This is a genomic window from Burkholderia sp. Ac-20392 (assembly GCF_017104585.1).
Classification (GTDB): domain Bacteria; phylum Pseudomonadota; class Gammaproteobacteria; order Burkholderiales; family Burkholderiaceae; genus Burkholderia; species Burkholderia lata.
Map to the genome: position 1 here is coordinate 1 of NZ_JAAGPB010000241.1, position 12,857 is coordinate 12,857.

Genomic DNA, 12,857 nt, shown 5'->3' on the forward strand with positions numbered 1-12,857 from the left:
GCCCGCTCGGGTTCGCGGCCGCCGACACGGGCGTCACGATCTCGGCGCCTTCACGCTCGGCCGCGTCGAGGAACGCGGCCATCGCGGTGCGCATGCCGCGATTCGCGCGACAGGCGTCGTCGCCCCAGTCGGGGCCGTTGCGGCCGAACGCGGCAAGCGGCGTCGGCACCGGCGAGAACGTGTTGGTCTCGTGGTTCATCCGCGCGATCAGGATCTTCATCGCGCGTGCTCCTCCGCGCGCGCCTTCGGTCGTCTCCATCATTTGCATCGTCGAATTCCTCCCGATCGATCCATCGATCCATCGATGAAAAGGGGCGCGGCGCCCCGCAGGACGCCGCCGCCCGGTCAGCGCATGCGCGCGTCGCTCAAGCGTACCCTGTCGTGCCCTTCGTCTCCAGATACTCGACGAGGCCGAACTCCGCATATTCGCGGCCATTGCCCGAGCGCTTGTAGCCGCCGAACGGCGCGGCCGGGTTCCACGGCGGGTAGTTGATATGGACGTTGCCCACCCGCAGCCGCGCCGCCACCCGGCGCGCCCGCTCGGGATCCTTCGTCTGCACGTAGGCCGCGAGCCCGTAGACCGAATCGTTCGCGAGCGCGACGGCCTCGTCCTCGGTGCGGTAGGTCATGATCGCCAGCACCGGCCCGAAGATCTCCTCGCGCGCGATCGTCATGTCCGGCGTGACGTTCGAGAATACCGTCGGCCGCACGTAGAACCCGTCGCCGAGCCCGTCCGGCCGCCCCGGCCCGCCGGCGACGAGCGTGGCGCCTTCTTCGATCCCGAGCCGGATGAAGTGCTGGATACGGTCGAACTGCGTGCGGCTGACCACCGGCCCGATGCCGGTTTCCGTCGAACGCGGATCGCCGACGACCGTGCGCTCCGCCTCCCGCCGCGCGGCCTGCTCGGCCAGCGCGAGATGGTCGACATGCACGAGCATGCGCGTCGGCGCATTGCACGACTGGCCGCTGTTGCTGAAACAGCTGCGCACGCCGCGCGTGACCGCATCCTCGATGTCGGCATCGGGCAGGATCAGGTTCGGGCTCTTGCTGCCGAGTTCCTGGTGCACGCGCTTCACGGTATCGGCGGCCGCCTTCGCGACCTCGACGCCTGCGCGCGTGGAACCGGTGAACGACACCATGTCGACATCCGGATGCCGCGACAGCGCGTCGCCCACTTCGTGCCCGTAGCCGTGCACGAGGTTGAACACGCCAGCCGGTACGCCGGCCTCATCCAGGATCTCCGCGAACAGGATCGCGCTGAACGGCGCGATCTCGCTCGGCTTGAGCACCATCGTGCAGCCGGCGGCGAGCGCCGGCGCGACCTTGCACACGATCTGGTTGATCGGCCAGTTCCACGGCGTGATCAGCGCGCACACGCCGATCGGCTCGTGCGACACCAGCAGCGAATCGGTCTGCGTGCTGAAGCGGAACGACTGCAGCGCGCGGATCGTCTGTTCGAGGTGCGCGGTGCCGACCGCGGCCTGCGCCGCGCGCGCGAAGGCGATCGGCGCGCCCATCTCCTGGCTGATCGTCTGCGCGACCTCCTCGTAGCGGCGCTGGTAGATCTCGAGCACGCGCCGCAGCAGCGCGACGCGCTCGTCCACCGGCCAGCGCGAGTACGTATCGAAAGCCTGCTTCGCCGCGCCGACCGCGCGATCGACGTCGGCCGCGCTGCCGATCCTGAGCTGCGCGTACGGCCGCGCCGTGCTCGGGTCGATCACGTCGATCGACTGCGCATCGGCCGGATCGAGCCACTGGCCGTCGATATAGGACTGTTGTGAGGTTCGCATCGAATGCTCCTGAAATGAATGACGCCGCGCTCAGCGCGTCGCGCGTGCATAGGTGTCGACGAGGATGTCGCGGATCTTCGCGACGAACCACACGATCTCGTCGCGCGACATCACGAGCGGCGGCGAGAACTGCACGATCGGCGTGCCTTCGTGATCGACGCCCGCGCGGCACAGCAGCCCCGCGTCGAAGATCGCGGGTGCGAGCAGCGTCGACACGAACGCCTGCGCACTGATGCCGGCCGCCCAGCGGCGCGCGGCCTTGTCGGTCACGAGTTCGAGCGAGTAGTGGTAACCGTCGCCGCGCACGTCGCCGACGCACGGCAGTTCGAGCAGGCCGTCGAGCGTCTGGCGGAACACGGCCTCATTGCTGCGGACGTTCTCGAGCACGCCTTCGCGCTCCATGATCGCGAGGTTCGCGAGCGCGGCCGTGCACGCGACCGGGTGGCCGCCGTAGGTCGCGCCGTGCAGGAACATCTGCTGCGGGCCATTGAGCACCGTGTCGACGACCGTGTCGCTCGCGATCACGCCGCCGAGCGGCACATAGCCCGATGCGATGCCCTTCGCGAACGTGATGATGTCCGGCTTCAGCCCGTAGCGCGCGGAGCCGAAATATTCGCCGAGCCGGCCGAACCCGCAGATCACCTCGTCGGCGACGAGCAGTACGCCGTGCCGGTCGCAGATGTCGCGCAGCCCGGCCGCATAGCCGGCCGGCGGCGTCAGGCTGCCGCCCGCGTTCTGCAGCGGCTCGACGACGATCGCGGCGACGGTATCCGGCCCCTCCTGCACGATCAGCGATTCGATCTCGTCAAGCAGATGGCGCGTGAACTGGGCTTCCGTCTCGCCCACCTGGCGGCCGTAGCGTTTCGTGTTACCCACATGCCGCACGCCCGACATCAGCGGCTCGAAATGCTTGCGGAAGTTCGTCATCCCGTTCAGCGCGAGCGCGCCGAACGACGTGCCGTGATACGCGACGCGCCGCGCGATGAACTTGCGCCGCTGCGGCTCGCCGCGCGACTGGTGATACTGGCGCACCAGCTTGATCGCCGATTCGTTCGATTCCGACCCGCTCGACGTGAAGAACACGCGGTTCAGGCCTTCCGGCGCGAGCGCCGCGAGCTTGTGCGCGAGCCTGATCGCCGGCTCGTGGCCGACACCCCAGTTGGTCGCGAACGGCAGCCGCACCATCTGCTCGCGGATCGCGTCGCCGATTTCCGCGCCGTGGCTGTAGCCGACCTGCACGCAGTACAGCCCGGCCAGCCCGTCGAAGTAGCGCTTGCCGTTGCGGTCGACGAGCCAGCAGCCCTCGCCGCGGTCGAACACGGTCAGCGCGTGGTCGCGATACGCATCCGCGTGCGTGAAATGCATCAGCAGGTGGCGTTTGCCGATGGCCTGCAGGTCCGCATCGAGATTGACGTCAACAGCGTTCATGGATGATTCCTCCTTCAGGGTTTCAGGGCCGGCGGCCGGCAGTCGGCCAACGGTCATTCAATTCATCGACAGCGTCGGCGCCGGGCGCGTGAAGCCGCGCGTCAGCCACACGAGCTGGCAGAGTCCGAGCACGAGCCAGCCGGTGCCGACGTAGAACGTCTGGCGCGACAGGCCCGACCACAGCCATACGTTCATCGCGAAACCGATCGCCGGCATCACGCCGAACGTGATCCAGCCCGCGAAGCGGCGATGCTCGGGGCGGCACAGATAGCTGCGCATCACGCACAGGTTCACGACCGCGAACGCAACGAGCGCACCGAAGCTGATCATCGTCGACGCAAGGTCGAGCGTGATGAACAGCGCGGACAGCGACACGATGCCGACCGCGAGCGTCGCGCGCACCGGCGTGCGCAGCCGCGCATGCAGATGGCCGAATACGCGTTCGGGCAGCACCCGGTCGCGGCCCATCGCGAACAGCACGCGCGTCACGCTCGCCTGCCCGGCCATCGCGCTCGCGAAGCAGCCGGCCACGTACACGGCGACGAAGAATGCCGACAGCGTGCCGCCGCCGATGCGCCGCATCAGTTCGAGGCTGGCCGAATCGAGATCCTTGAAGGCGTGCCAGTCGGGAAACACCACCTGCCCGACGTAGGCGACCAGCATGAACAGCACACCGCTCGCCAGCGTGCAGAGCAGGATCGCGCGCGGCACCGTGCGTTTCGGCTCGCGTGTTTCCTCCGACAGCGTGGTGACCGCATCGAAACCGAGGAACGACAGGCACAGGATCGCGGACCCGGCGAAAATCGCACGCGCATCACCCGACGACGGCAACGCGACGGCCATCGACAGCCCTTCGCCCGACGCGACCCGTGCGGATGCGATGAAGAAGATCGCGATGAACACGAGCTGGCTCGCGATCAGGATCAGGTTCACGCGATTGACGAGCCGGATGCCGACGATGTTCAGCCCGGTGATCAGCACGATGCTGCCGACGATCCACACGCCGGCCGGCACGCCGGGGAAAATCTGCTTCATGTAGATGCCGATCGCGAGGTAGCTGATCATCGGGATGAACAGGTAGTCCATCAGCAATGCCCAACCGACCATGAAGCCGGCCGATGTGCCGAAGTTGCGGCTCGCGAACGTATAGGCGGAACCGGCGCTCGGCATCAGTCGCGCCATGTGGCCGTAGCTGCGCGCGGTGAACAGCATCGCGACCAGCGTGACCGCATACGCGGCCGTGAGGTGCCCGTTCGTCTCGCTCGTGACGATCCCGTAGGTCGTGAACACCGTCATCGGCAGCATGTACGCAAGGCCGAAGATCACCAGCGTCGCGAGCCCGAGCAGATGCGGCTTGCGGCGTTCGTCCGCGTCGCCTCGCATCGCGTGTGCGCCGAAGTCATGCGTCGCGGCGGCTGATGCGTATCGACCTGGGCTGTCGTTGTCCATGCTGTCCTCACGTGGGTGGCGTTCACGGCTTCAACACTCGTTCGCCCGGCACGGCCGGCGGCGCACGACTGGAGGAAAGTGTGGTGCGCCAAAAAATCGACCACGAATGAGAAAAGCGGACGTAATCAGGGGATATTTCCGGACATGCCGCTGTATGGTGCGCCGGCGAGCCATGCATGCTGCTGTGCCGCACTGGCGTTTTGCGGACATTCCGGCTATGTTCTACGCGACCCCGTCGCCCCGTCAGCCCCATGAACAGCCGCTCCCATCCCGACCAGAGCCGGGCCGAACGCAGCCTGCGCTCGTCGCTCGGCCTCGCGCGTCCGGCCGGACGCCAGGAGGACATTCCCGCCACCGTCCACGCGATCGCGGTGGCGCTGGACGAGTGCCGCGTGCGGCATATCGACGGCGCCGCGCTGCTCGAAGGCACGGGGCTCGGCGCGGACGAAGTCGCGTCGCCGAACCTGCACGTGAATCGCGGTCAGGAGCAGCGCTGCTTCCACAACCTGCTGCAACGCAGCGGCGTGCCGTCGATCGGGCTGTCGATCGGTGCGCGGCTGCACGTGTCGACGCTCGGCCTCGCCGGCTACGCGATGCTGATCAGCGGCTCGGTGACGCAGGCGTTCCGGTGCATGGGCCAGTTTCCGCTGTTCATGGGGCTGTATTTCGACGTGCGTATCGATGCGCACGCGGACGGCATGAGCGTGACGATCAGCCGCTACAACGGCGAGCCCGATCTCGAGGTGTTCCAGGTCGACATGTGCCTGTCGAGCCTGCGCCTGATCGTGTCCGATCTCGTCGGCAAGCCGGTCTGGCCTGCCCAGGTGCAGCTCGCGCGCCGCGCGCCGCGCAATGCGGCCGACTACGCGCGCCACTTCGGCTGCAAGATCGCGTTCAATGCGGGCGACAACCGGCTCGTGTTCACGTCGGTGAACGGCACGGAGATGCCGCTGCTCGCGAACGAAGTCAGCTTCAATGCGCTGCACGGCCAGTGCGAGGCGCTCGAGCGGCAGTGGGCCGCGTCGGTCGGCACGCGCTTCGCCGATCGCGCGAAGGAGCTGATGGCGCGCGACCTCGCGCGTTTCAAGTCGATGACGGCGCTCGCGAATGCACTGCACCTGACGGAGCGCACGCTGCGCCGACGGCTCGACAAGGACGGCCTCACGTTTCAGACACTGCTCGACGACGTACGCCGCGACGAGGCGGTGCGGATGCTCGACGACCCGGAGCTGACGGTCGCGGCGATTGCGGAACGTCTCGGCTACAGCGAGCCGCGCAGTTTCCGTCATGCGTATCGGCGCTGGACCGGCAGAACGCCGCGCGCCGATCCGGACTTCATCGAGTAAGCCGGACGCGCCAGGATTTCGGGCGGATACATGGCGGCGCATGACCTTCAAGCATGACGCGAGACCGCTCGCGAAATCCGCTTCGAGACAACGGCCTCGCCTATCGATTCGGAATTCGAATCATTTTCCGAACGCTTGATCCTCCCCTGCTTCAGCGCCCTCACACGATCGGCGGTGCACAATCGCGATCGCCCTCAAGGTAGACGCGATCATTCGATTACTCTATACTCGACCCAACTTCATCACAAAATGCATGATCTCGTGCGCAACGTGATGTCATTTCGCAATTCGTTGCGCATGCATCCGTTTCGCCACGTCAAGGGGGCCTCCGGCCCCAGCGGCAGGTTTCACGCCAGCCGCATCCATGCCGTCTCATGACGGTGCCCTGCTCGAACGCGCCTCGCCGTTACGGCGCCGCCGGGCTGAACATGACAATCAGACGAACGCAGCGTTGCGTTCACTCGAACGCCAGTCGCACCTCGTTGCGGCCGGCAGGACTGTTTCCGTCAGTTCAAATCGCGGCCATGCCGGGATCACGAACTTCCGTCGCGGCGCCATCCGGCGTCTACGCGGCGCGCGCCTGCGCGTGTGCCGCACCGAGATCGAGGGGGTGTATCTTCATGACTCGACGCACTGTCCAGCTGTTGGGCAGCCTGATAGCCATCGTCGCCATCGCCTGGGCGCTCGCGCGCGGCATCGGCGCCGACACGTTCAGCCAGCGCGCGGACGATCTCGCGTACTACGCGGGCCAGCACATGCTGCTGGTCGTCTATTCGATGGCGCTCGCGATCGCCGTGGGCGTGCCGGCCGGCGTGCTGCTGAGTCGGCCGCGATTCCAGCATCAGGCCGAACGCTTCATGCAGGTCTTCAACATCGGCAACACGATCCCGTCGCTCGCCGTGCTCGCCATCGCGCTCGGCATCTTCGGCATCGGCAACGTGCCCGCCATCGTCGCGCTGTTCCTCGCGTCGCTGCTGCCCATCACGCGCAACACCTACGAAGGCATGAAGAACGTGCCGGCCGCGCTGCGCGAAGCCGCCAAGGGCATCGGCATGACGGGCTGGCAATCGCTCGTGCGGGTGGAGTTGCTCGATGCGCTGCCGATCATCGTCGGCGGCGTGCGCACCGCGCTGGCGATCAACGTCGGGACGGCCCCGCTCGCGTACCTGATCGGCGCGGACAGTCTCGGCTCGCTGATTTTCCCCGGCATCTATCTCGACAACCAGCCGCTGCTGCTGCTCGGCGCGTCGCTCACCGCGATCCTCGCGCTCGTGCTGGACGGCATCGTCGCGGCCGGCAGCCGCCATTGGCTCGCACGCCACGGAGGTGCGGCATGATGCTCCATCGCACCATTCGATCGATCGCGCGCCTGTGTACCGTGGCTGCGTTGTGCGTGGCGGCGAGCGCACCGGCATGCGCGGCGAAGCTCGTGCTGGGCGCGAAGAACTTCACCGAGCAATACGTGCTGGCGGAAGTCACCGCGCAATACCTGCGCTCGCGCGGCTACGACGTGGAAGTCCGTTCAGGTCTCGGCAGCACGCTCGCGCGCAGCGCGCTGGAGAACGGCCAGTTCGATCTCATGTGGGATTACACGGGCACCGCCGCGCTCGTCTACAACAAGATCAACGACAAGCTGTCGCCCGAAGAGATGTACCGGCGCGTCAAGGCGCTCGACGTGCCCCGCGGGCTCGTCTGGCTCGACGCGTCGCCGCTCAACGACACCTACGCGATCGGCCTGCCCAGCCCGCTCGCGCAGGCCACCGGCATCAGAACCGTCTCGCAGCTCGCCGAGCACCTGAAGACCGACCCGGCCGCGAAGCACTACGTGTTCGGGATGGACGCGGAATTCGCGAATCGCCCCGACGGGCTGAAGCCGCTGCTCGCCGCCTACGGCATGCAGTTCAGCCGCGCGCAACTGAAGCAGATGGATCCGGGGCTCGTCTACACGGCGCTGCACAACAACCAGTTGAAGATCGGCCTCGTCTATACGACCGACGGCCGCGTGAAGGGCTTCGGCATCGTGCCGCTCGAGGACGACAAGCACTTCTTCCCGCCGTACAACGCAACCCCCGTGGTGCGCAAGGAAGCCCTCGAGCGCAATCCTAAGCTCGCGACGCAGCTCAACGCGCTGTCGGCCGCGCTCGACAACGACGTGATGCAGGCGATGGCCAAGGAGGTCGACCTCGACGGCAAGTCGCCGCGCGACGTCGCCGACGCGTTCCTGCGCGCGCACAAGCTGCCTTGAAGGAAAACCAATGAACGTATTCGACTATCTCGCGTCGAGCTGGCCCGAACTGCTGCAGCTCACGCTGCAGCACATCTGGCTGGTCGGCATCGCCGTGGGCTGCGCGATCGTGGCCGGCGTGCCGCTCGGCATCCTGATCAACCGCCACGACTGGCTCGCCGGGCCGCTGCTCGGCGTCGCGACCATCGTGCTCACGCTGCCGTCCATCGCGCTGTTCGGCCTGATGATCCCGTTCTTCTCGCGCTTCGGCCAGGGGATCGGCGCTGCCCCCGCGATCACGGCCGTGTTCCTGTACTCGCTGCTGCCGATCATGCGCAACACCTACCTGGCGCTGCACAACGTGGATGCGGGCATCAAGGAAGCCGGCACCGGCATCGGCATGACCGCGTGGCAGCGCCTGCGCCTCGTCGACCTGCCGCTCGCGGTGCCCGTGATTCTCGCGGGCGTGCGCACCGCGGTCGTGATGAACATCGGCGTGGTGACGATCGCCGCGGTGGTCGGCGCGGGCGGGCTCGGCACGCTGATCCTGCGCGCCATCGGCCAGAGCAGCATGATGAAACTGCTGGTGGGCGCGGTGCTCGTCAGCCTGCTCGCGATCGTCGCCGACCGACTCCTGCAGATGCTGCAGCGTGCATTGACACCGAAGGGAGTGCAGAAAACATGATCGAACTCGACAAACTGACCAAGACCTTCACCCGCAAGGACGGCCAGGCCGTGCGCGCCGTCGATGCCGCGAGCCTGTCGGTGGCCGAAGGGGAAATCTGCGTGTTCCTCGGCCCGTCGGGCTGCGGCAAGACCACCACGCTCAAGATGATCAACCGGCTGATCGCCCCCACATCCGGCCGCGTGCTGATCAACGGCGAGGATACGGCGCAGCTCGACGAGGTCGACCTGCGGCGCCACATCGGCTACGTGATCCAGCAGATCGGGTTGTTCCCGAACATGACGATCGAAGAAAACATCACCGTCGTGCCGCGCCTGCTCGGCTGGGACAAGAAGCGCTGCGCCGAACGCGCGCGCGACCTGATGGCGATGGTCGCACTCGATCCGAAGCTGTACCTGAAACGCTATCCGCGCGAGCTGTCGGGCGGGCAGCAGCAGCGTATCGGCGTGATTCGCGCGCTGGCCGCCGATCCGCCGGTGCTGCTGATGGACGAGCCGTTCGGCGCGGTCGATCCGATCAATCGCGAATCGATCCAGAACGAGTTTTTCCAGATGCAGCGGCAACTGAACAAGACCGTGATCATGGTGAGCCACGATATCGACGAGGCGATCAAGCTGGGCGATCGCATCGCCGTGTTCCGGCGCGGCCAGCTCGTGCAGTACGATCACCCCGACACGCTGCTCGCGCGCCCGCGCGACGAATTCGTCGCGCAGTTCGTGGGCCAGGACAGCACGCTCAAGCGCCTGCTGCTCGTGAAGGCCGGCGACGCCGCCACGCAACCCGAGACGGCACGGGTCGATACGCCGCTCGCGCACGCGCTCGCCGTGATGGACGAAACCGACTGCCGCTACCTGACCGTGCTCGACGACGCGGGCCGCGCGCTCGGCTACGTGACGCGCCGCGCGGCGCGCACCGACGGCGGCGTGTGCGGCGAGCGCGTCACGCCCTTCCCGGCCGGTGTCGCGGCGGACGACAACCTGCGCATCGTGCTGTCGAAGATGTACCAGTACAGCGCGTCGTGGATGCCGGTGCTCGACCCCGACGGCGCATGGCTCGGCGAGATCACGCAGGACTCGATCGCCGCGTACCTCAGCTCGGGCCGCTCGCGCCGGCAGACGGGCCAGCCGCCCGGCAGCCCCGCCGAAGCGGTCGTGGCAACCGCCACGCACTGATTCGTCTCCGGGCCGGTGCGCCGTCGTACCGGCTCTGGGGATGCGCATCGATGCCGTGCGCGATTGCGAAGACGCGCGGCTATGTATGGCGATAAAACGCTGCCTGAGCCGCCTTCAACGGAAAGCCGTCAAACCACTCTGGTTGCGTGAAGTGCGCGATTCGACCCGGATCGTTCACCGGCTTCGACTCACTTCTTTCAATCGACATCCGGTCACGCGTATCGATCGCGTATCGAGAAATCCGACACACGGAATGAATCGCGAATCGAATGAAATCGACTCGCGTAGAATGCCCGCAACAATCGAACATCAAGCCGAGCGGGCCGCCCTTCCATTCCACTCGCACCGGCGCAACGCGAACAAGACAACACGAACAAGACCCGTGGCATCCGCAAACGGCGCCGCGCCGCCTCGACCGCGTGCGCCACCGCGACGATCGCCCGCCGACGACGCCTCCATGAGCAAACCGATCCTGTACCTCCTCGCCGGCAACGGCAGCGCGGCCGACTGGTGGGACGATGCACTGCCCCACTTCCGGCATTACCGGCCCGTACCGCTGGAACTGCCGGGCTTCGGCGACAACCCCGCACCGCCCTGCGAAGATCTCGCCGCGTATGCGCAAGCGCTGCTGGATGCGACCGAGCCGGGCCACGCGATCATGGCGGTCGGCGTGAATGCGCTGCTGGTGCTGCACGCATTGCAGCGACGCCCCGGCCACTTCAGCCGCAGCGTGCTGCTCGCGCCGGTCGGTGCGTTCCTGTGGGAACGACGCCTGCCGAAACTGATGGCGCCGAATCCGCTGCGCAAGACCATCCACTGGCTGCTCGCGCACTACCCGGCGCTGTTCGCCCGCAAGTTCTCCAACCTGACCTGGACGCGCGCACAGTACCGCCGCATGGGCGCCGGCTATGCGCGCTGCCGCGCGTTCCTGCCGCACTGGGATCTCGTGCGCGCCGATACCGCGCTGCCGCTGCTCGAGTGGGTCGCCGATCGCATCGAACTCGTGTGGGGCGACCAGGACAACGTGCTCGGCGTGCGCCAGGCCGCCGCGTGGTCGGCCATCCTCGCGCGCGCCGACCTCACCGTCACGCTGCAGGTCGGCTGGGGACACTATCCGTGGATCGACGCACCGGCGGCATTCGTGCAATGGCTCGAAGCGGGCGATGCCGGCTTCGTCGCGCATACCAAGGGCGGGCGCCTGGCGCTGGCCACGATGGCCGGCCTGCCCGTGCCGCCCGCGCTGTCGCTGACCCGCGCCGACGATCCGCGCCTGCCCGGCTTTCTCGCGAGCCAGCCCGATGCCGAGTGGGCGATCCGCTCGTCGAGCCACGGCGAAGACCAGGCCGATGCGGCCAACGCCGGCCTGCACACGACGTTCCTGCGCGTACCGGCAGCGCAGGCGGCCGCGCGCGTGGCCGAGCTGCTCGACGGCGGCCTCGAGGAAACGGTCGTGCAGCGCTTCATCACGCCCGTACTGTCCGGCATTGCCTTCGTGCGGCATCTCGCGGTTGAAGTCGAGTGGGTGGAAGGCCACCTGGAAACGCTCGCCGACGGACAGGCCAGCCCGCAACGCGCGATCCTGTCGCGGCTCGGCGAGCCGTGGCAGCGCGGCGCGTTCCCGACCGCGCACGGCCTGGGCGCGACGCAGCTGTGGGCCTTCCTGCAGCGCGTGCTGCGCGCATTCCATTACGTGCCGGGCGATGTCGAATGGGCGTGGGACGGCCGGCAGCTGTGGCTGCTCCAGTACCGCCCGATCAGCAGCTACGGCTGGCATCGACACCTGACCGCCGCGAACATCGCCGAGATCCTGCCGCCGCAGCCGAGCCGGCTGGTCGAGTACGCGCAACGACGCGCGGCCGGCAGCATCCCGGCCATCATGGCGCGCTGGGATGCACGCGTCATGCAGGACAACGAACCATTCACCGCGCTCTATGGCGGCGCGTCTTACATCAACAACGACCTGTTCCTCGCCCGTCTCGCCGACTGGGGCGTGTCGGCCGGCAACTACAGCGGCGAGATCGGCGGCGCGACGCCGCCGCTGCGCTGGCGCCCGCTGCGGCTGCTGCGTTCGCTGCCGGTGTTCTGGCGCATGCTGCGTGTCGCGCGCGGGCATCTGCCGACGCTCGAGCGCGGCTTGCAGCGCTTCGACCAGGAACTCGCGACGCTCGTCGCACAACGCGCCGACGGCCAGCAACTGGCCGACTGGTTCACGCGCTTCTACGTGTTCGTCGTGCAGGGCAACCTGTGCATCGCGTCATCGCTGGCCAGCGGCGGCGGCGCACTGTGGGGCCGCCCGCCGACCGCATACGGCCAACTCGACGACAGCCCGCATCGACTGCCGTGGGAAACCGACCCGGGTACCGCACGGCCCGCGCCCACCGACCTGCCGCTACAGGCGTTTCCCGACTGGCCGCTGCCGGTCCGCGTGCTTCACACGCTCGGCGCGCCCGGCATGCGCGGCTGGTATCTGCAGGTACGCGAGTGGTATCGCGACAACCTGATGCGCGTGTTCTTCCGCCTGCATCATGCGATGCCGGCCGCCGACCGCGACGCGTGGTTCGCGCCCCATCCCGATCGCCGCGAACGCAACGGCAGCTTCTGGCAGGACGGCAGCGAAGGCACCGACGAGGCGGCCGGCTTCATGATCTATCCGGGCCACACGCAAGGCGTGCTCGGCCACGACATCCTGCTGGAAGACACGCTCGATCCTGGCCGGCACGCGCAGTACCAGGCCGCGCGCGCCGTGATCGCGCGCATGGGCGG

Annotated in this window: 10 protein-coding genes; 6 read left to right on the top strand and 4 right to left on the bottom strand. The window is 67.7% G+C overall.

Translation table 11 applies throughout. The annotated features are described in order from the left end of the window. The 4 genes from G3N99_RS23725 to G3N99_RS23740 all read right to left on the bottom strand — a co-directional run. The coding region (locus G3N99_RS23725) for a M81 family metallopeptidase (RefSeq protein WP_206123613.1) at positions 1-220 on the bottom strand (220 nt) is incomplete at its 3' end. A gap of 145 nt (positions 221-365) precedes the next feature. Further along, the gene (locus G3N99_RS23730) at positions 366-1,790 is read right to left on the bottom strand and encodes an aldehyde dehydrogenase family protein (protein WP_206123606.1); all 1,425 of its coding nucleotides are present in this window, start codon (positions 1,788-1,790) and stop codon (positions 366-368) included. Positions 1,791-1,820: 30 nt separating this feature from the next. Further along, the gene (locus tag G3N99_RS23735) at positions 1,821-3,218 is read right to left on the bottom strand and encodes an aspartate aminotransferase family protein (RefSeq protein WP_174939164.1); all 1,398 of its coding nucleotides are present in this window, start codon (positions 3,216-3,218) and stop codon (positions 1,821-1,823) included. A gap of 57 nt (positions 3,219-3,275) precedes the next feature. Further along, positions 3,276-4,667 carry an APC family permease gene (locus tag G3N99_RS23740; protein WP_174939163.1) on the bottom strand — a complete coding sequence of 464 codons (1,392 nt, stop codon included), beginning with the start codon at positions 4,665-4,667 and terminating at the stop codon, positions 3,276-3,278. Between the two features lie 251 nt (positions 4,668-4,918). Between G3N99_RS23740 and G3N99_RS23745 the strand changes: the two genes are divergently transcribed. The 6 genes from G3N99_RS23745 to G3N99_RS23770 form a co-directional block, all read left to right on the top strand. Beyond that, positions 4,919-6,013, top strand: a complete 1,095-nt coding sequence (locus G3N99_RS23745) for an AraC family transcriptional regulator (protein ID WP_206123607.1) — start codon at positions 4,919-4,921, stop codon at positions 6,011-6,013. 620 nt (positions 6,014-6,633) lie between these two features. Further along, complete coding sequence (locus G3N99_RS23750; RefSeq protein WP_206123608.1) at positions 6,634-7,350, top strand: ABC transporter permease; 717 nt, start codon at positions 6,634-6,636, stop codon at positions 7,348-7,350. Beyond that, on the top strand, positions 7,347-8,258 hold the full coding sequence (locus G3N99_RS23755) for a glycine betaine ABC transporter substrate-binding protein (protein ID WP_206123609.1): 912 nt from the start codon (positions 7,347-7,349) through the stop codon (positions 8,256-8,258). The genes G3N99_RS23750 and G3N99_RS23755 overlap by 4 nt, the downstream gene beginning before the upstream one ends. Positions 8,259-8,268: 10 nt before the next feature. Further along, positions 8,269-8,922, top strand: coding sequence for an ABC transporter permease (locus tag G3N99_RS23760; protein ID WP_206123610.1), 654 nt, complete (start codon positions 8,269-8,271; stop codon positions 8,920-8,922). Next, positions 8,919-10,094, top strand: a complete 1,176-nt coding sequence (locus tag G3N99_RS23765) for an ABC transporter ATP-binding protein (protein WP_206123611.1) — start codon at positions 8,919-8,921, stop codon at positions 10,092-10,094. The genes G3N99_RS23760 and G3N99_RS23765 overlap by 4 nt, the downstream gene beginning before the upstream one ends. Positions 10,095-10,551: 457 nt before the next feature. Further along, on the top strand, positions 10,552-12,857 hold a 2,306-nt coding region (locus tag G3N99_RS23770), incomplete at its 3' end, for an alpha/beta hydrolase (RefSeq protein ID WP_206123612.1).